This window comes from Lachnospira rogosae (ex Hitch et al. 2025), assembly GCF_040096455.1.
GTDB lineage: Bacteria > Bacillota > Clostridia > Lachnospirales > Lachnospiraceae > Lachnospira > Lachnospira rogosae.
In genome coordinates, this window is the sequence record NZ_JBBMER010000002.1 from 220,113 (window position 1) to 240,858 (window position 20,746).

General features: G+C 37.0%; 14 protein-coding genes, 1 other RNA gene and 1 pseudogene. 5 read left to right on the forward strand and 11 right to left on the reverse strand.

Features of this window, described 5'->3' with window-relative positions; all coding sequences use genetic code 11:
- The first annotated feature begins 48 nt into the window (after nt 1-48).
- Nucleotides 49-1,098, forward strand: coding sequence for a lactonase family protein (locus WMO14_RS03410; protein ID WP_022503314.1), 1,050 nt, complete (start codon nt 49-51; stop codon nt 1,096-1,098).
- 107 nt (nt 1,099-1,205) lie between these two features.
- Here WMO14_RS03410 and trpS read toward each other — a convergent pair whose 3' ends face one another.
- The gene (gene trpS, locus WMO14_RS03415; RefSeq protein WP_349153282.1) at nt 1,206-2,291 is read right to left on the reverse strand and encodes a tryptophan--tRNA ligase; all 1,086 of its coding nucleotides are present in this window, start codon (nt 2,289-2,291) and stop codon (nt 1,206-1,208) included.
- A 162-nt stretch (nt 2,292-2,453) separates the two neighbouring features.
- Here trpS and pyrB point away from each other — a divergent pair, with 162 nt between their 5' ends.
- Together pyrB and WMO14_RS03425 are read left to right on the forward strand one after the other, a co-directional pair.
- Nucleotides 2,454-3,374, forward strand: a complete 921-nt coding sequence (gene pyrB, locus WMO14_RS03420; protein ID WP_022503312.1) for an aspartate carbamoyltransferase — start codon at nt 2,454-2,456, stop codon at nt 3,372-3,374.
- Nucleotides 3,375-3,390: 16 nt separating this feature from the next.
- Complete coding sequence (locus WMO14_RS03425) at nt 3,391-3,819, forward strand: aspartate carbamoyltransferase regulatory subunit (protein ID WP_022503311.1); 429 nt, start codon at nt 3,391-3,393, stop codon at nt 3,817-3,819.
- Nucleotides 3,820-4,026: 207 nt separating this feature from the next.
- Here WMO14_RS03425 and WMO14_RS12930 read toward each other — a convergent pair.
- A pseudogene (locus WMO14_RS12930) lies at nt 4,027-4,307 on the reverse strand (transposase); the annotation flags it as partial.
- A 254-nt stretch (nt 4,308-4,561) separates the two neighbouring features.
- Here WMO14_RS12930 and WMO14_RS03435 point away from each other — a divergent pair.
- A complete protein-coding gene (locus WMO14_RS03435) occupies nt 4,562-5,950 on the forward strand; it encodes an alanine/glycine:cation symporter family protein (RefSeq protein WP_349153283.1) in 1,389 nt (462 codons plus the stop codon).
- Nucleotides 5,947-6,282, forward strand: a complete 336-nt coding sequence (locus tag WMO14_RS03440) for a hypothetical protein (protein ID WP_022503309.1) — start codon at nt 5,947-5,949, stop codon at nt 6,280-6,282. The genes WMO14_RS03435 and WMO14_RS03440 overlap by 4 nt, the downstream gene beginning before the upstream one ends.
- Nucleotides 6,283-6,403: 121 nt before the next feature.
- On the opposite strand, the gene WMO14_RS03445 is transcribed toward WMO14_RS03440, so the two are convergent.
- The 9 genes from WMO14_RS03445 to WMO14_RS03485 all read right to left on the reverse strand — a co-directional run bounded on the left by WMO14_RS03445 (nt 6,404) and on the right by WMO14_RS03485 (nt 20,745).
- On the reverse strand, nt 6,404-8,419 hold the full coding sequence (locus tag WMO14_RS03445) for a DUF4012 domain-containing protein (protein ID WP_349153284.1): 2,016 nt from the start codon (nt 8,417-8,419) through the stop codon (nt 6,404-6,406).
- Nucleotides 8,420-8,584: 165 nt separating this feature from the next.
- Nucleotides 8,585-8,973: RNase P RNA component class A (gene rnpB / locus WMO14_RS03450), an RNA gene on the reverse strand.
- Nucleotides 8,974-9,022: 49 nt separating this feature from the next.
- Entirely contained in the window at nt 9,023-10,054 is a 1,032-nt protein-coding gene (queA, locus tag WMO14_RS03455; RefSeq protein WP_055174128.1) for a tRNA preQ1(34) S-adenosylmethionine ribosyltransferase-isomerase QueA, read from the reverse strand.
- Nucleotides 10,055-10,211: 157 nt separating this feature from the next.
- Complete coding sequence (gene pheT, locus WMO14_RS03460; RefSeq protein ID WP_349153285.1) at nt 10,212-12,638, reverse strand: phenylalanine--tRNA ligase subunit beta; 2,427 nt, start codon at nt 12,636-12,638, stop codon at nt 10,212-10,214.
- A 23-nt stretch (nt 12,639-12,661) separates the two neighbouring features.
- Nucleotides 12,662-13,681: a phenylalanine--tRNA ligase subunit alpha gene (gene pheS / locus WMO14_RS03465; protein ID WP_022503216.1), complete on the reverse strand. Its 1,020-nt coding sequence runs from the start codon at nt 13,679-13,681 to the stop codon at nt 12,662-12,664.
- Nucleotides 13,682-13,777: 96 nt separating this feature from the next.
- Nucleotides 13,778-15,265, reverse strand: a complete 1,488-nt coding sequence (locus WMO14_RS03470) for a hypothetical protein (protein ID WP_055174127.1) — start codon at nt 15,263-15,265, stop codon at nt 13,778-13,780.
- Nucleotides 15,266-15,273: 8 nt separating this feature from the next.
- Nucleotides 15,274-16,095, reverse strand: coding sequence for a hypothetical protein (locus tag WMO14_RS03475; RefSeq protein WP_022503214.1), 822 nt, complete (start codon nt 16,093-16,095; stop codon nt 15,274-15,276).
- Nucleotides 16,092-17,156, reverse strand: a complete 1,065-nt coding sequence (locus WMO14_RS03480) for a DUF5716 family protein (protein WP_349153286.1) — start codon at nt 17,154-17,156, stop codon at nt 16,092-16,094. Before WMO14_RS03480 ends, WMO14_RS03475 begins: the two co-directional genes overlap by 4 nt.
- A gap of 31 nt (nt 17,157-17,187) precedes the next feature.
- Entirely contained in the window at nt 17,188-20,745 is a 3,558-nt protein-coding gene (locus tag WMO14_RS03485) for a DUF5717 family protein (protein WP_022503212.1), read from the reverse strand.
- Nucleotide 20,746 lies beyond the last annotated feature (1 nt).

The window sequence follows — 20,746 nt, forward strand, 5'->3', positions numbered from 1 at the left end:
TATTTAACTTATCTTGACTATACGTTATATTTTGATTGGAGGTTACTTATGAACGATAGATATGTGGCTTATGCAGGTACTTATACCCACGAAAGCAGCAAAGGTATTCATATATATGATATGGACGTTGAAAAGGGACGAATAACTGAAAGATGTGAGGTTACAATTGATAATCCCTCATATATAACATTATCTTCTAATAAGAAGTATTTATACGCAATATGTGATCAGGGTATTTCTTCATTTGCTATTACTGAAGATGGTTCTCTTGAACTTATGAATGTTGCTTCTATCAACGGAATGAGAGGCTGTCATATTTCTGTAACTAAGGATAACCGTTTTCTTGTTATTTCCGGCTATCACGATGGCAAGATTACTGTAATGCATATTAATGCTGATGGTTCTTTAGGCGATATAGCTGATGAGGTATTTCATAAGGGTCTTGGAAGCGTTGCTGAACGTAATTTCAGACCCCATATAAGTCATACCTGCTTTACACCTGATGAAGAACTTTTATGTGTATGTGATCTTGGAATTGACCAGATTAAGCTTTATGAATTCAACCATACAACTGGAAAGCTCAAGCTTTTTGATATTATACGTTCACAGCTTGAATCTGCTCCAAGAAAGATGATATTCTCAGAAGATGGACGATTCGCTTATGTTGTATGTGAATTAAAGAATTATATTAACGTATATTCTTATGATGCTTCTTCTGATAAGAACAGATTTGAGATGATTCAGAATATATTCACTGTAAGACGCGACCATAAGTCTAACAGTGCAGCTTCAGACATATGCCTTACTAATTCAGGCAATAACTTAATCTGCTCTAATGCCGGTGATAACACTGCTACAATATATTCTGTGGACAAGACTACAGGAAAGATAATTACACTTAACTCACTTCCTGTAAGTGGTGATTATCCTAAGTACATATGCCTTTTTCCTGATGACAAGCACCTTTTATCCATGAATAATGAAGGCAACTCAATAACAATATTTACTGTAGACTATACCAAAGGACTTATTGTTATGAATGGCAAAGAACTTAAAATATCACGTCCTAACAATATGGTTATTAAAAAGTTAGATTAATTAATGAAGGCTTGGCCATAAGTCCAGACCAAGCCTTTATCAAAGCAAAAGGCACTGTGCTATATGCATTCTCATCCTGAATACATATATGGCACAGTGCCTTTTTATTATCCGCTGTACTTTTCTGACTGTGCCTTTATAAGCTGAACATCATCAAAGTAATTAATCTTCATAGCAGCCTTAACTTCGCTTAATGTCTGTTCTGCTACCTCATAAGCATTCTTAGTTCCCTGTTTAAGTATCTCGTATACATAAGGAATATCCTTCTCATATTCGTGTCTTCTATTTCTGATTGGCTCTAATTCCTTGTTAAGAACATTTAAAAGGAACTTCTTAACCTTAACATCACCAAGTCCACCTCTCTTATAGTGGTCTTTTAATTCATCAAGGTTATTATACTCTGGTAAGAATAATCCAAAGTCTTCTTCCTTACTGAATGCATCAAGATATGTAAATACAGTATTACCTTCTATCTTACCAGGATCCGATACCTTAATATGATCTGGATCTGTATACATACTCATAACCTTTTTCTTAACATCTTCTTCTGTATCAGAAAGATATATGCAGTTACCAAGCGACTTACTCATCTTAGCTTTGCCATCTGTACCTGGAAGTCTTAAACATACTTTATTATCCGGAAGAAGTATCTGTGGTTCTACCAATGTATCTCCATATACTGAATTGAACTTTCTTACAATCTCTCTTGTCTGTTCAATCATCGGCTCCTGATCCTCACCTGCCGGAACTGTTGTAGCCTTAAATGCTGTTATATCAGCGGCCTGGCTTATTGGATAGCAGAAAAATCCAACCGGTATGCTCGCTTCAAAGTTACGCATCTGGATCTCTGACTTAACTGTTGGGTTTCTCTGAAGTCTTGAAACTGTAACAAGATTCATATAATAAAATGTAAGCTCTGTAAGCTGTGAAATCTGTGACTGAATAAATATATCAGACTTAGCTGGGTCTAAACCGACTGAAAGATAATCAAGTGCAACCTCTATTATGTTCTGGCGTACCTTCTCAGGATTATCAGCATTATCTGTAAGTGCCTGAGCATCTGCTATCATAATAAATATCTTATCGTATTCACCTGAATTCTGTAATTCTACTCTTCTCTTTAATGAACCAACATAATGACCAACATGAAGCTTTCCTGTTGGACGGTCACCTGTTAATATTATCTTAGACATATTGCTCCTCCATTCTTATGCAACGCATCTATGCATATCACAAATATTCATAATTTTATCACATTTTTTTTAAAATAACAATTGAGAATTAATCTAATTAATAGTAATATATATAACAGAGTGCCAAGAGCACAATAATATATACTTGTGGAGGAACAATTAATGAAACATTTACTTAGTCCACTAGACTTAAGTGTCACAGAACTTGAAGATTTACTTAATCTTGCAAGAGACATTTCTAAAGATCCTAAAAAATACAGCCATGTATGTGATGGTAAAAAGTTAGCAACTTTATTTTATGAACCTAGTACAAGAACCCGTCTTAGTTTTGAAGCAGCAATGCTCAATCTTGGAGGGTCTGTATTAGGTTTTTCTTCTGCTAACTCAAGTTCAGCATCAAAGGGCGAAAGCGTGGCTGATACTATACGGGTAATTTCCTGCTATGCAGACATATGTGCTATGCGCCACCCAAAAGAAGGTGCTCCTATGGTTGCAGCAAGCAAGTCTTCTATACCTGTAATCAATGCAGGTGATGGCGGACACCAGCACCCAACACAGACACTTACAGATCTTATGACTATAAGGGAACTCCGCGGTTCTCTTGACAACTTTACAATAGGCCTTTGTGGTGACCTTAAGTTCGGAAGAACTGTTCATTCACTTATCAATTCACTCGTAAGATATAAAAATGTCAAATTCGTGCTTATATCTCCTAAGGAATTAAGAATACCTGATTATATAAGAGATGATGTATTAAAAGCCAACCAGGCTGAATTCATTGAAATGGAAAACCTAGAAGATGCTATGCCTGAGCTTAACATATTATATATGACAAGAGTACAGCGTGAAAGATTCTTCTCAGAAGATGAATACCTCAGAATGAAAGATTTCTATATACTTGATAAGTCAAAAATGGCTCTTGCAAAAGAGGATATGTATGTTCTTCACCCACTTCCTCGTGTTAATGAAATATCAGTAGATATAGATGATGACCCAAGAGCTGCTTACTTTAAACAGGTACAATTCGGTGTATATGTAAGAATGGCTCTTATTATGACACTTCTTGGTCTTAATAACAAGTAAATATAGGAGGGTAATTATGTTAAATGTAGGACAACTTAATGAAGGCTTTGTACTAGACCATATTGAAGCCGGCAAATCAATGATGATATATAATAACCTTGGTCTTGGCGAACTCGACTGTCAGGTTGCTATTATCAAGAATGCAAGAAGCAGTAAAATGGGAAGAAAGGATATTATCAAGATTGAGGGCGGACTTGACCTTGTTGATTTAGATGTATTAGGATTTATCGATCATAATATCACTGTTAATATTATTAAAGACGGACAGATAGTAGATAAGAAATCACTTTCATTACCAAAGCAGATTACTAATGTTATCAAATGTAAGAATCCTAGATGTATTACTTCTATTGAACAGGGTCTTGACCATGTATTTGTTCTTTCTGACCCTGTTAAGCAGGTATACAGATGTAAATACTGTGAAGAGAAATATACTGGTAAATAATATCCCCCAATACAACATTCGTACAGCTTTATTATATAAGCTTGAAGTTCTAATGTAATCTCCTGATTATATAGTAAAAAGGGGATGTGAAAAAACTCGATTGAGTTTTTTCGCATCTCCCTTTTTGTACCTGTTGTGTATAAATGACTGAAATCATGCGCAAAGAAAGCGCACTTCCCCTACCCCATAGAAATTCTTTTTTTGAATCTATGCGGCAGTTCTGTTTCTCATCTTTTTTTCTGATATTTATATAGATTGTGGCCTATCGCCACAAATAAAACTTCCAGTTTGACTGAATGAATACCTCTTCGGACAATTTTCTTGTACCAACGGTCGTTTTTCATAATTCCGAAAGTCAAGTGTTCATAATGACGCTGTTCTTTGGATTTTCGCTTTCCACTTCCGTAAACAAATGTACTTGTATCCAGTTCCCATAAAAGTACTAGCTGCTCAACGATTTCATTCAGATAATCCGGTACATACTTAGTTACCAGTGAACCAATGGTATTTAGATAATGCAAACAATACTTGATGAAATTCCATGTTAAACGATGCTGTAGGCTTCAAACATAGTTGAAAGCTTTAATTATTTAAAGTTTTTGACTTTAAACCCTAAAAGTACTTGCGTTTAAGGGTTAATATGGGCTATACTATTATGGAATTTGTCCGGGAATCAGGCTGTTGTAGATGACGTGAGCAGCATGTATCCCGGATGTTGTGAGTATGGAAGAGGGTTTAAAGTATGATAGTTACTCTGATTGAGAAAGTATATAGTTTTCTGTGGGGAGATCTGGTGCAGATTCCACTGCCGGGCGGCAGCACTCTGGGGATTTCGCTTCTGATTATATTACTGATTCCTACAGGAATTTATTTTACGGTTCGGACGCGTTTTCTGCCGATTCGCCTGTTCCCGGATATGGTGCAGGCACTGGTTGAGAAGAAACAAGAAAAAAACAGTCTGTCTTCATTTCAGACACTGATCGTTTCGACTGCAACCCGTGTCGGTATGGGAAATCTGGTCGGTGTTGTTGCAGCAATTTCGGCAGGTGGAGCCGGTGCGGTTTTCTGGATGTGGGTGACGGCAATTATCGGTTCATCAACAGCTTTTATTGAAGCGACACTGGCACAGCTTTATAAAGAAAAAGATCCGCTGTACGGAGGTTACCGCGGCGGTCCGGCGTATTATATTCATGCATATGTAGAAGAAAAACAGAAGAAAAAGAGAAACAAAGTGATGATTTCTGTGTTGTTTGCAATCTCCGGTCTGATCTGCTGGTGCGGTATCAGTCAAGTGATCAGCAATTCTGTTGTTTCTTCATTTAAAAATGCATTTTCCATTCCGCCGATCTATATGACGGTAGTACTTGTTGCTGTGGCTGCTGTGATAGTGCTTCGTAAAGATGCGACAGTTAAGATCCTGGATATGGTAGTGCCGGTCATGGCGGTATGCTATTTTGCAATCACGATTCTGATCATTGTGATGAATCTTGGAAGTTTGCCGGGTGTTTTTGCAAGAATTTTTGAGGAAGCATTTGGATTCCGACAGGCAGCAGCCGGCGGTTTTGGCGCAGTCCTAATGAATGGAATCAAACGTGGACTGTTTTCGAATGAAGCAGGTTCCGGATCTGCTCCGTGTGCGGCAGCAGCGGCAGAATGTGACCAGCCGGTCAAAGCCGGATTGGTACAGGCGCTCGGGGTATTTGTGGATACGATCGTGATCTGCAGTTGTACAGCATTTATCATGCTGCTTGCGCCGGAAGAAAAAGTTACAGGACTATCCGGAATGGATCTTCTGCAGACAGCAATGGAACATCATCTTGGCCGTTTTGGTGTGATCTTTATTGCGGCGACGCTGTTTTTATTCAGTTTTTCGACGTTTCTGGGCATCCTTTTTTATGCGAGATGCAATGTTGCATATCTTTTCGGAGATAACTGGGCTTCACAGACTGCATACAAAGTACTGGCGCTTGTGATGCTGTTCATCGGCGGCCTTGCAGCATATACATTTGTGTGGGATCTTGGTGATGTTGGAATCGGACTGATGACGATCTTTAATATCATCATTCTTTACCCACAGGGTGAGAAGGCTCTGAAAGAACTGAAAGAATACGAAAAAGAAAAAAGAAAATGAAAAACACAAAGAGAAAGCATTTGAAACTATGTCTGTTGTTATTGTTTATGGTTCTGGGATGTTTTGCGATAACCAATGTCAGGACGACAACGGTGCAGGCATCATCACGGACGTTCAAATCAAATGGCAGAACCTATATGGAAAAGCATAATGACAATACACTTAATACGGTATTGTATCAAAAAGTTTCCGGACGTTACAAACAGGTTGCGAAATCGTCAAGATATCTCATCTACAGATTTTCTTATGGAAAGAAATTGTATTTTTCAAGTGCTGACGATGAAACTTCTGATATACCAGGGGTAATTTTCGAACATTTTTTGGGGATGTGAAAAAACTCAATCGAGTTTTTTCACATCCCCTTTTATTTCATATATACCATATAATCAACAGGCTGTATACACTACAACCTGCCTTCATAACACTTTCTAAAATATTCAATACTTACTTGTTTTATCTGTATGCCTGTAATGTAGGTGTTGTGCGAATCTTAAGTGGTATATCAACGCCTTCTGCTGTTGTTACTGTATACTTTATTACCTGTGGTGAACCTGCTTCTACTACAAGATCAACATTATAACCAACCTCAAGATTATCATACTCATCAGTTGTTATCTTAAGGCCATTATTAGTCTCAAAGTTACCTATAGTACCACCTGCTGGTGCAAATAAATGAACAAATCCTCTTATTCCACCATCGAATCCACCAAGAATATAGCCACCTGCTCTTGTTATATTGCTTCTTTTAATTGTATTAGTTAATGTCACAGTAATATCATAGCTTCTTGTTCCATCTGCATTAATAACAGGCTCACTCATCTCTGTATCAATATTTAAGAACCAGCCTAATTTACAAGGCTCATATAAGCTAAAGAACACTCCTGCTTCTGGATTAGCCGGGTCATCATTAAGATTTCCTGAACAGCCTGCATCCTTAGCATACTGCTCTTCCTGCTCATCTACGAACCAGAGCATAATTGTGTTCTCTTCAACACCTTCATTAAACATATCTACATATTCATTAATTCTCTTAAAATCAAAGCCTGATACCAATACTGCCATTGCCTGCTTGGCTGTCTCTGCAAAAAGACCATCAACATATTCATTAGCTTCATTATAATCAACATTAGTGCCTCTGTCGCTAAGATATTTATAATAAAGCTCATACTGTAATACTGATACGGCATTATCACCATTAAGCTCTGTTCCATCAGGAAGTGTAATTGGTCCTGATATTCTAAGAACCTTCTGTATAATAGTCGGTGTAAGTGAGAGCACACCATCAACGCTCTCACCGTGCTTAGCTTCATAAGCCAAAGCCCATATCTGAGCAGCTCTTTCAAAATCAGGGTTAAAACTTGCATCTCTTGAATAGATTAACGTATCATTGAATATCTTTAATTCTTTTCTAGTAACATTAGCTTCATCTGGTGGATATGTTGCCAATACATCATTAACAGGATTAAAATCTCCAATTGACATTACACCATCTTCAACCCTTATTGTTCCGATTGAACCTGGGAAACCACCTGCAGCTCTTATCTCTGCTGTATTCTGTGCAGCAAGAAGATATACCTTATCACTTCCATCGCCGATAAATGCTTTCATTAATGGAATGTAATCTTCATAATCTGTGTACATACTCATAAGTGATGTTATCTTATCACTATAAGAAGATATCATTGTTCCCATACTTCCCGGAAGTGCAACCTTGTTCATCTTAGCAGTCATATTATTAACCACTGGCTGTATCTGCTCTAAAAGATCAAGATAGGCATTAATTGTTGTTACACTAAAACCATCACCTACTTTAAGACCTGACATAGGGTATTCTGATATTGTTGCTACTGCCGGCTTTATAATATCATCTGATGCATCTTCAACAAGTCCTATAAGTGTATCTACTGACTTAACATACTTTCCTGCAACCGGAATGTGGCTTGCCATCTTCCACAATGGGCTTGATAATGTCTTGCTTATCTTATAAGTTGTATTGTCAAGCTTTAATACTGCTGTATTAGCTGCCTCAGCATCCTGGGCTTTTACAGCTCCAAGCATATCATTCATCTCTGTCTTTAATTCATTAGCATTCTTTAACATTCCCTTGGCATCAGATAAGCCTTTAACACCCATAATTCCTATAATAACAACAACCGCAGCTACTATTGAAACAATTGTTATAGTACGTTTCTTTTTCTGCTGTTTTGTTAATCTCTTCTTACCACTGTGGCTGTGATGTTCCCCACTGCTATGGTGGATGTGGTGTCCTTCACTACTATTGCTGCTGTGATGTTCTGAATTATTGTTACTTCCCTCTCTTACATTGTGACGGCTGTTATTGTTAGCTGTATTACTGCCAGTATGCTGGACATTGCTTCTTCTATGACCACTGTTCTGGCTGCTTTTATTATCCACAGTGTTCTCACTGTTTAAGTTCTCATTGTTATCTTTATAATCATTATTGTTCATTACTATCCATCCATTTCCTATTATAAAAAAGAATGTGCTAAGCACATTCTCGCGACGAGTGCTGTCGCTTGCGACAAACTACAGCTTCACGCGAGTGCGCATAACTGGCACATAGTGCCTTTTATTTAATAGGAAATTATATTGGAATTTCCTATTAAATAAAAAAATATGAGCAGTACTATAAGCCGGGTTATGTCCAGCCAGGCTTTGACCTGACTACTGATGATCATCTATCTAGACCTGCTGTTACCAGCAGGCTCAAGCAACCTACCTAAAAGCACGACGGGCAGCCGTATCGCTTTATATTTGGTCTTGCTTCGAATGGGGTTTACATAGCCAGTATTGTTACCAATACCACGGTAGTCTCTTACACTGCCTTTCCACCCTTACCAATAAGCTCAACACTAAGTGTTAAGCACTGGCGGTATATTTCTGTTGCACTAGCCTTGGAGTCACCTCCACCGGACGTTATCCGGCATCCTGCCCTGCGAAGCCCGGACTTTCCTCACCTGCGGTCTTTCGACACTTGCAGCCGCGATCATCTGTACTACTCACACTTATTAGTATTATTAAGTTAATTGTAACTTTGTAAACATCTAACGCCTACTTAATGAACATAGCATCCCCAAAACTAAAGAATCTGTAACGTTCTTTTACTGCAACTTCATAAGCATTAAGAACATTTTCTCTTCCTGCAAGTGCTGACACAAGCATTACAAGAGTTGATTCTGGGAGATGGAAATTAGTTATAAGACAATCTATTGCCTTAAACTTATAACCTGGATATATAAATATTTCTGTCCAGCCACTCTTAACTGGTATATGTCCATTTTCATCAGCTACTGATTCAAGAGTTCTTGTGCTTGTAGTTCCTACAGCAATAACTCTTCCACCATTAGCCTTGGTATTATTAATTATATCTGCTGCTTCTTTATCAACCTGATAGAATTCTGAGTGCATATGATGATCAAGTATATTCTCAACCTTAACTGGTCTGAATGTTCCAAGACCTACGTGAAGAGTAACTCTTGCAATCTTCACTCCCATATCTTCTATCTGTTTAAGCAGTTCTTTTGTAAAATGTAGTCCTGCCGTAGGTGCTGCTGCTGAACCCTCGTGCTTGGCATATACTGTCTGATAGCGGTTCTTATCTTCAAGCTTATGTGTGATATATGGTGGAAGCGGCATCTGTCCTAGTTCATCAAGAATTTCCTCAAATATGCCATCATAACTAAACTGTATAAGTCTGTTACCTTCCTCAACTATATCAATAATCTCACCTGTAAGCTTTCCGCCACCAAATACTATCCTTGCACCAACCTTGCATTTCTTTCCTGGCTTAACAAGGACTTCCCACGTATCCTGTCTGTCTTCGAGTCTTTTTAACAAAAGCACTTCAATGGCAGCACCTGTTCCTTCTTTCTCACCGATAAGTCTTGCAGGTATAACCTTAGTATCATTAATTACAAGGCAGTCACCCGGCTTAAGATATTCTGTTATATCCCTAAATATCTTGTGTTCTATAGCTCCTGTGTTCTTATCAAGAACCATCAATCTGGAGCTTGAACGGTCTGACAGAGGGTCTTGTGCTATAAGTTCCTCTGGCAGATCATAATAAAAATCATGTAAATCCATAATAATCCTCTATTCAGATTGTGCACTCTATTGCACACTATACTCACGAATTCGCACTTATGTGCTCCATCGTTCTGCTTCGCATAACTATTCGTTCGTTAGTGGCTCAGAAAAAGCAAATGCCTGCTACGCAGTCGCTTGCTTTTTCTTTCGCTCACTACATACGAAGTTCGATTCCATTATCACTTAAGTCTTTATATATCTTCTCCATTACTGGTGTGATATCCTTATCCTCAAGTGTTCTGTCCTTAGCTCTAAAAGATATTGAATATGCTACTGACTTGTAGCCCTCTTTAATCTGGGCACCTTCATATATATCAAATAACTTGTAACTCTCAAGTATGCTTCCGCCGCGTTTCTCGATTATCTTCTCAATCTTTCCTACAAGAACTGACTTAGGCATAACCATACTTATATCCCTTGTAACTGCTGGGAACTTGGCAATACCCTCAAACTTTCTGTCAAAGCTTGCCATCTTAGTTACAATTGAAAGGTCAATAACAACAATATATGTTCTGTCGCCTAATGAATAAGTATCTGCTACATCTGGATGTAATTCACCCATATAGCCAATCTTTGTTCCATCATAGATAATCTCTGCCTGACGTCCTGGGTGAAGGAATGTAATTCCTGCCTCTGGATTGTATTCCGGCTTAACTCTCATTCCAATTCTTTCAAGGAATTCTTCAACTACACCCTTCATCTGGAAGAAATCAACATCTCCAAATGCTCCAAGCGTGAACATAACTCTCTCATCTGGAAGCTCGTTAACATCATCTGCTGCAAGATATACCTTTGCAAGCTCATATAACTTAACATTCTTATTACGTCTGTTATAGTTAGTTGATAATGATGTAAGCATACCATTAACAGGAAGTGTTCTCATTATTGAGAAATCTTCTCCTAATGGATTAGAGATAACCACTGTCTTTCTGTATTCTGAGTCGGCCGCAAGCTTAAGCTTATCAAATACCTTAGGGCTTTCAAATGAATATGTCATAGCCTGTGAGAATCCACAGAACTGTGCAACTTCACCTGCTACATCTTCAATACTTCTCTCAAATGGTATCTTACCCATTGTTGTAGAACCCTTTGGAAGTGTTGTAGGAATATTATCATATCCGAAGAATCTTGCTACTTCCTCTGCAATATCTGCATCTCTGTTAAGATCTTGTCTAAATGTAGGAATAATAAGCTCATTAGAAGCTTCATCATATTCTACTTCAAGTCTCTTGAAATATGAAAGCATATCTTCCTTTGATACATTTGTTCCAAGAAGTGCATTATACTTATCTGGTTCAAATGATATTCTCTTCTTAGATACCGGCTCATCATATATATCAACAACACCGCCAACTACTTCACCTGCACCTAACTGTTCTATAAGGTCACAGGCCCTGTTCATAGCTTCAAGTGCAAGCTCTGGATCTAAGCCCTTCTCAAACTTACCAGAAGCATCTGTTCTTAAACCAATCTTCTTAGTTGACTTTCTTATATTAGTTCCATCAAATGTTGCAGCTTCAAAAAGCATTGTCTTAACATCATCTGTTATCATTGAGTTCTCACCACCCATAATACCAGCAAGACCAATAGCCTTTTCTCCATCACATATAAGAAGTGCTTCTGAATCAAGTGTTCTTTCCTGTCCATCAAGTGTAACGAACTTCTCATTCTCAGCAGCAGTTCTTACAATAATCTTCTTATCAGCGATTGTATCATAATCATAAGCGTGCATTGGCTGACCATATTCTGTCATAACATAGTTAGTAATATCTACTATGTTATTAATAGGTCTGATGCCTGCTGTCATAAGTCTGTGCTGCATCCACTTTGGTGATGGAGCAAGCTTTATATTCTTAACAACTCTTGCTGTATATCTCTTGCAAAGCTGCTTAGCTGCTACTTCAATCTTAATATAGTCATTAACATCTTCGCTATTGCCTGTAGCATTAACAACTGGAGGATTGAATGGCTTTCTGAATGTAGCTGCTGCCTCTCTTGCGATACCAAGGATACTATAGCAGTCTACACGGTTGTTAGTAATCTCATATTCAAATACTGTATCATCAAGTCCAAGATATTCTACAGCACTCTCTCCTACTTTGGCATCATCACCAAATATATAAATACCATTTTCTGCTGCATCTGGATAGAATTCTCTTGATGAACCAAGTTCTTCAATTGAACACATCATTCCATAAGACTCAACGCCTCTTAACTTGCCTTTTTTAATCTTAATTCCACCTTCTGGAAGTGGACTTCCATCGTGTCCGCCAGCCACACGTCCGCCGTCAAGAACAACTGGAACTTTCTGTCCACTTGTTCCTGGTTCAATATTAGGAGCACCTGTAACTATCTGAACAGTTTCATTTCCTACATTCACCTGACATACTACAAGCTTGTCTGCATCTGGATGTCTTTCTACTGAAACAATCTGTCCTACAACAATTTTATCCAGATTTTTATCAAGCTCATTAAAACATTCTACCTTAGTACCTGAAAGAGTCATAGCATCTCTGAATTCCTGATTTGTACACTCTAAACCTGGAACAAGGTCCTTTATCCATTTAATAGATGTATCCATACTTATCCTCCACTTATTATTAATTAGAACTGCTTTAAGAATCTTGTATCATTCTCGTATAACAATCTCATATCATCGATTTCGTATTTAAGAAGGGCAACTCTTTCAAGACCTACGCCAAACGCAAAACCTGTATATTTATCTTTATCAATTCCGCACATTTCAAATACATGTGGGTGAACCATTCCGCAGCCAAGTATTTCAATCCAGCCCTCACCCTTACAAAAACGGCATCCCTTGCCGCCACATTTAAAGCAGCTTACATCCATCTCGGCACTAGGCTCTGTGAATGGGAAATGATGTGGTCTGAACTTAACCTTAGTATCTTCACCGAATAACTCCTTAGCGAATTCTGCAAGTGTTCCCTTAAGGTCAGCAAATGTTATGTTCTCATCAATTACAAGACCTTCAACCTGATGGAAGCAAGGTGAATGGGTTGCATCAACTTCATCTGCTCTGTATACACGTCCAGGTGAAATCATTCTTATTGGAAGTCTGCCTTTTTCCATAACTCTTGCCTGAACAGGTGATGTCTGTGTTCTAAGAACAACTTTATCATTGATATAGAATGTATCCTGTTCATCTTTTGCTGGATGGTTAGCTGGAATATTAAGTGCCTCAAAGTTGTAATAATCATATTCTACCTCTGGACCTTCTACAACTTCGTATCCCATTCCTATAAATATCTTTTCTATTTCTTCACGCGCAAGCATATTAGGATGTTTATGTCCAAGTTCAGCTTTCTTGGCTGGAAGTGTTACATCAATTACCTCTGCCTTCATCTGAAGCTCTCTCTTCTTGGCAGCAAGCTCTTTCTTGGCAGCCTCTAATACTTCTTCAATTGCCTGTCTTGTTTCGTTGACAATCTGTCCAACCTTAGGTCTGTCCTCAGGAGCTACCTCCTTCATACCCTTTAAAACTTCAGTAAGCTCGCCTTTTTTACCAAGAAAAGCAACTCTGATATCATTTAACTTATCAAGAGAATCTGTTGCCTTTATCTGTGACAACGCATTTTCTTTGATTGCATCAAGTCTTTCTTTCATCTTATCCTCCTTCTTGCGCTATTTACACATTGTTAATCATTTCGCAAAAAACCACTCTCAATTGTAACACAATGCTCATATTTCGCAAGTATTATTTTAATTATTCTTATGTCTTTTCTCATAAATCTCAAGAACCTGCATAGCTTCCTTGGCATGCACCTTATTCTTTTTAGTCACATTTTTAATATTATTTCTTGCATCTTCTATTCTTGATTCATTATATTCTATCTGTTCTCTTAACTTCTGGCGTCTTATGGAAAGATTATGTCTTACCTCTACCATTTCTTTAGGATTAAGTATCGCCTTAACTTGTCCTATCCATATATGTGTATCAATTACACCAAGCTGTCTTAATATATCTGTAAGCTCCGCTTCTGCCTCATTAAGATTACTTGTTATCTCAAGTATTTTACGTTGTTCATCTTTCATCTCAACATATGCCTGAAACTTCTGCTCAAGCTCAAATGCACTCTTTACCGCATATTTGCTATATTCATATTCAAGCACATTTACAGCATTTACATACTTTATCTTGTACTTATTAAGAAGTGCTGTTGCTTTATTAAGCTTTACCTCTGTCACATACACTTTTCGTTCTGTTGATTTAAGATAAGCAAACAGACCAAGCGAAAGCGTAAGTGCAAGTATTACAACTGTTATGAACATTCCAATGTGTTCATCATCTGGTGAAGCCGCTGATATAAGAAGAAATATAACAAACACCCCTACAAGAAGTGCCAGCATAAGTACTGAATACTTCTTAATTCTAAGCTGTTTTTTCACAAGGTCATTTGCCTCTATACGATACATTGACCTCTCACCCTTAATCATTCTTACATTCTTTAATACTGTATTGTAATCTTCTTCATCGTGCCTCAGCTTTACAAGTGCCTCTGGAAAATCTTCCTCATAAGATTCCATCATACGGTACACTTTGTTGGAAAGCTTGTTCTCCGGTGATTTAAAAATACGCCTGTCAACCGACAGATTATCAACACGGTCTGCCGCATACATAAGCTTAAGCTTTATATCTTCCGGTGCATTCTCGATTCTTTGTATATCCTCATAATAATCAGTTACACTGTCATATTCTACCTTGGCATTCTCTATATATCTTGAAGCTTCCTCCATAATATCACACTGGCTTTTAACAAAGCTCCCAACCTCTGAGCCTGTAAATCCTGCCGTGTCAACCTCTTCAAGATTATCCTGCGTATTATTGACCGCTCCGCCAAGATTAACCTTATCAACTGTTCTTATAAGCGTCTGTGCCTGTATACTGTTAAGCAGGTGGTCATATTTTTCTTCTTCCTTTAACACATCTGCCTGCTGTTTCTTAGTCTTTTCTGTCAGCCCTCTGGATTCATCAGCAGATGCATCACTGCCAGCCGTCTTATATAATTCTTCTTCCAGATCATCATTATGATTACTGCCAGTATACGAACCCACCTGATAGCTGTGTATCATATCATTAATAGAACGTTTATTTCTAAATCCATTCTCATCTTCATACACAAGCTCCTCAAGGTCTTTTAAATCCTCATCACTGTCATAATTATTTTTTAAGAATTTGAATAATCCCACTTGTCTTATCACCTCGCAGTATATTTATAATAATCCTGTTTCCAATTGGTAAGAATATCATCTAATACTTTATGATACCCTGCCACATCTCCTGCATTTTTATACTTCTCTGTGTCATTAAGCTTTCTAATCTCGTCCTGATAAGCTGCATTATCCATAAGCTGTTCTATCTTTCTTCTTATGATATACTCCTCCTCTGGCACATCTTCATTAATAACACTTCCGTCTTTATCCATAAACCACTTTGCCGCAAGGTAACACTTGTATGAATTCTTATGCTGTCCTATCTCATATGCTTTCATAAAGCTGTATGAAGCCTCATTATATAAGAACATTCTTGCAAGTGCAACACCCATATTATGGTACACACCTGCTAAGAACGCTGCCGGGGCAGCATTGCTGTATTCATCTATAATCTGCTTATAACAGTCAACCGCCTTATAGAAGCACTCATTAGAAAGAAAACTGTCCCCTCTTAATCCAAGTCTTTCATAAGCATTCTGATTATCAAGCGTATTCAGTATTTCGCTTATCTTTTCAATCTGTTCCAAAGAATAATAATCAACTGATTTAAGTATTGTGACAAGCATACTTGCCAACAGCTCATTATTACTTTTCATTATGGTTAATCTCTGGGCAAGTGCTGTATTTCCCACTTCATCCCTAAGAAATGTTATAAGCTCATCATTGATAAAATCATTAGTAAGTATATATATATTATTGTAAATATAATAACACAGTTCTTCTTCTGTATACAATCTGATACCTGACTGCATTATATATAAAGGATTGTCTGCAACCTTCCCCCTGCACAAAATCATTGCACTCATACATCTGCCTCACTTAAATCCAGTTCTTCAACTATAACACTATCCGATGCCTGATATATCTCACCAAAACCAAGGTCTTTTACTGTAACAATACATTTATCCTGTGAAGATGCCTTTACATTCATTGATATTCTTGTTGTCTTTCCTTCCCTGTAAGGAATAGAGCTTATATCAACCTGCTTTTCTATATATTTTCCGTCCGGCCATATAATCTGGAAATTTATAACCGACACATCTTCAATAATAAAATCAATTGTTCTTTCTGCCATATACCAGTTAGTTCCCATTTTGACAATTCTAAACTTCATAGGACGTCCGTGTTCTGATATATCCGTTTCAATATCAGCTTTTATCCTGCCATCTGTAAGAAGGCACACATTACCAAATACCTGTGGAGATATATACTCCAACGCTGCAAAGCACGCACCTCTTACATATAAATTCTGCCCAACAAATGCTTTTCTTCCTGCAACTAATACTTTGGTGAATTCATCTGGAAGCCTGTCCACATCAAATCCCATACCTGTAAGATATACACTTGAAGCCCTGTGCTTCTTAAAATATTCTGTCATATACAAGGTAACGGAATGTGAAGCCTTTTCTATTGTACTTCCTTCAGGCTGGCTTAATGTATGCTCCTGTAATATGTACTGCATATCACCAATCTTATTGCAGTACAATCTGTATACATCAATTCCCGAAGCATTGTAATCCATAAGCACTGTACCATTCTGATAAAGTTCCTTCTTCTGGCTGTACGCATAATATGCAAAGCTTTCTATTCTGCTTATTATCTGGTACTGCTCATTTGCAACACCTGCATTGTACAGCTCCTCCTTTACAATCTCCAGTGTATCTTTGGTAAAATCAGGAACAACAACACATATAGAAGCTACACTGCTGGCATTTTTCTTATTAATAACAGCTTTTATATTCTCTGATAAAGTTTTGTCTTTTTCGGTATCTGCTGCCACTGGTGCTTTTAACTCACTGTCATACACACACATCTGCATATTATCCTCAAGCAGCTCCACTCCTATTATCAAATCTGTATCGTTCATAACTATCTCCATTCTTAGCAGGAATTTAGTCTTACTGCCTCATATTCTCTGGTACAAACAACTGCTTTGTCACATAATCTTCTACTGCATAGCTTTCCATAAGCTTCTTTAATGTAACCATATCCCTTAGCTCCTCGCTTGCAAGACATTCATTAATTGCATCAAATCTGCCCTTATTATCTCCATCATTAAGGTTATCGTACAATATGTTATATTCCTTCGTATTAGTGTCTGTTCCAATTGTATAATTATATATAACCTTGTCGTTATAGAACAATGAAAGTCTGTATGTAAATACTCCGCAGTTATCACATTTCATAACTGCACTTGCATATTCTTTAGCATCATTGACTTTATAATTAATGACAACTTTATTATCAGGATTGCCATAATACTCAATCACTGTAACACCACAGGCATTATACGGTATATTAAGAACACCATTAAAACGTTTATAATAATCATAAATTATCTCTTTTGCACATAATTCATCAAGAATGTTCTGTGCTGTGTCTTTAATATCTGGTTTATTCAATTCTTTTATATTCTCTGATACTTTTTTAAGCCACGCAGCAAGGCATATTACAGGAATACCAATCTTATCTTTGTAACATTCTTTTACAACCGTAAATGTTATGTCACTTACATTTTTTCCTTTAATAAAATATAAAAATGAATTATAAGCTATATATGCTTTGGCTATCAGCTGTGATGCACCTTTATTATAATAATCTGTAAATACCTGTGTAAGCTTATCATAATAATCTTTATCCTGAGTAAACATATACTGTGAGATAACCCTCTCAGAAAGATTTTTAATATTTACGCCAAAATCAGATGCACTCTTCCACAACCTGTACATATCCTTGTCTGAACCATTATAATTATCAACCATATATTCAAGTACCAGCTCATTATACAGATGATTCCTGAACACATATTCACACAATATATCTTTATAGCTTTCCTTATTAACCGAAGCAGTAAGCTCGTGTACTATGAACTTAAACATCTTGCCTGCTGGAACTATTGTATAGCCGTAGCGTTCCATAAGTTCCCTTGCCTCATAATACATTCCGTACTCCAAAAGTATTTCAATAAGCCCCTGTGCCGTATTGATATCAAGACCATCTTTAATAAGGTCACTGTACTCATCATTAAAGGTTTCACCTTCATAATATTCTTTATAATATTCAATAAGCCACGAATTAATAAGTTGTCGGTATTCGTATGTAACTCCTTTAACCATCGCCGCTTTCTTATATATAGATGGTGTATCCGCATTATATATATGCTTCTTTCTGCAATAATCTGCTCTGAATAAAGCTATATATGGCTCTTCAATGTCATATTCATCTAACAATGTTATATCCAGTGGTTCTTCTAATATCTTTTCTATCTCATAATTGACAGTGTTTCTTCTTATAACTCCGTCCGTACAGATAAATGCCATAGAACAGTTAGAGATATAAAGCGGAATATATATATCATTGCCTGTCATCTCATATATTGCAGGCTCTTTCATATAGCCGCATTTTACTATAACAGCTTTTACTTTACTGCAATCAGCAGTTACACGATACATAAATCTTAACTTAACCGCATATTCTGCTGTTTCATTATTGATAAGCTGTGGCTTTAAAAATTGTCTGTAAAGATACATAAGGTCATTATTGATACAGCCGGCCTTTAACTGCTCATAAAGATACAGTTCTATCATCTGCTCGTACGAATCATATATATCCTTATAGAATGCTTTATTATAGACAACATTGGCATATAAGAAGGACTTCCATTCATAATTAATACCTGAATCATATGTAAAATACAAAAGGACAATTCTTGGAATTCTCACCTTTATATCTTTCTTTATGCTTGCCATATAGAACTCATATAATCTTGTTATTCTTATGCCTCTAAGAACCGCTTTCTCATAAAATGGAAATGCTTCCTCACCAGCTATTCCTTCCCTTACCATATGTGATATTAATACTTCTAATATGTCATCTTCTTCATATATTGTATAAAGTTTTTTTAATATCTCTATATTATCTTTATTAGTAATTCTTTCATTGGCAATTACAGCCGCTGCCTGCTTTGCAAGCTTTTCTGTAATCATATTGTACTTTATACCAAATGCTATCACCTGAATCTCAAATCTGTTAAACAGCCTTAACAGCTCTGGCTGTGCATTATATATATTAAGTGCCTCTAAATACATAACCGGGCTTATACAGCCATCATTAAAGCAATCCTTTATTCTTATAAGCTTAATGCTCTTGTTATTCTCAGACTGTCCGTCTATATAGAATAATATCCACAAAAGCACCCAGCTGTCATATCCGTGTTCATAACACTCTGTAACTATCTGGGCTACATCTGATGTATATCCTGCATCTTTTCTTTCAAGCGTGCTTACATAAAGGTAAAGACTGTATAACTCAATATGATTATCAACATCGCTTAATACCCTGTCCTTAATGTTCTCAAGAATTCTGCTTCCATTGTAATCATCACCTGATATAAAATTAACACCAGCCTGCAATACGTCAAATATTATGTCCGATTTCTTCAATCCACGAACTCTGTCAAGAATTTTATTAGTGTTAATAACCCATTCCTGCTTGGTTATGCGTTTCATTCTGAACTGGAGATATTCTGCTGTAAGCCTGCTCTTTGCAGTTCTTATCTCTCTGTGTTCATCAAAGCCGCTGTCATTAACAATCTCTTTTCCATTTATTGTAATCTCTATTACTTCCTGATGACTGTAAGAGCTTATTATAATATACGCATAGTTATTGCCTGCATGAAGAAGCTTATCATCTATTATATAATCCAGCTCATATACATCACCTATGAAATCATCAGAAGTTATTATTCCTCTTTTCATCTTAATAAATGGTGCTTCACACTGTACGTCAAGCTTTATATAGCCCCAGCCGTTCTTTTCTATAATTATGCTGTCCTTTTCGTTAGCACCATCTATATTATAATCTCTTATATTATTATCAACACTGAAAGTAAGAGCAGACTTTTTCTTAATTGCTATTAAGAACTCCTCCATTGACTCATATACATTTTCTCTGTCATACAGGACATCGTAAAGATTATTTAATACATCATCACCCTGTAAGAATATTTTTTTGAATTTATCGGATCTGTATAAGCTTACTGCTTCTTCTTTATTAACCTGCACAAGATTAGTAAAATGGAACAGGTTATCCGCTTTTCCAAGGCTTGTATCTACTGTTTCTTTAACTGCTGTAAAGCTGTATAATACCTCTTTCTCTCCAGCATTAGTAACAAGCGTGAACTCTCCTTCTATGCTGTCCCCCTCTGAAAGTCCCCTTGCATCTATAACGTATTTAATATCACTGTCTTTTCCCGCAAATGACGGTGTAAGCACTGTCACCTTGGCATTATCAGAGTATACTACCCCCTTAATTACATCTTGCGCCTGTATATGAAATTCTGCATTATGTATTGTGTCACAGATAACATCTTCTATAATAACATCATCAGGTTGTATTATATCTGGAATGTCATATCTGAACTTTCCTCTTGAAAGTCTGTTAATATACTCTCTCATC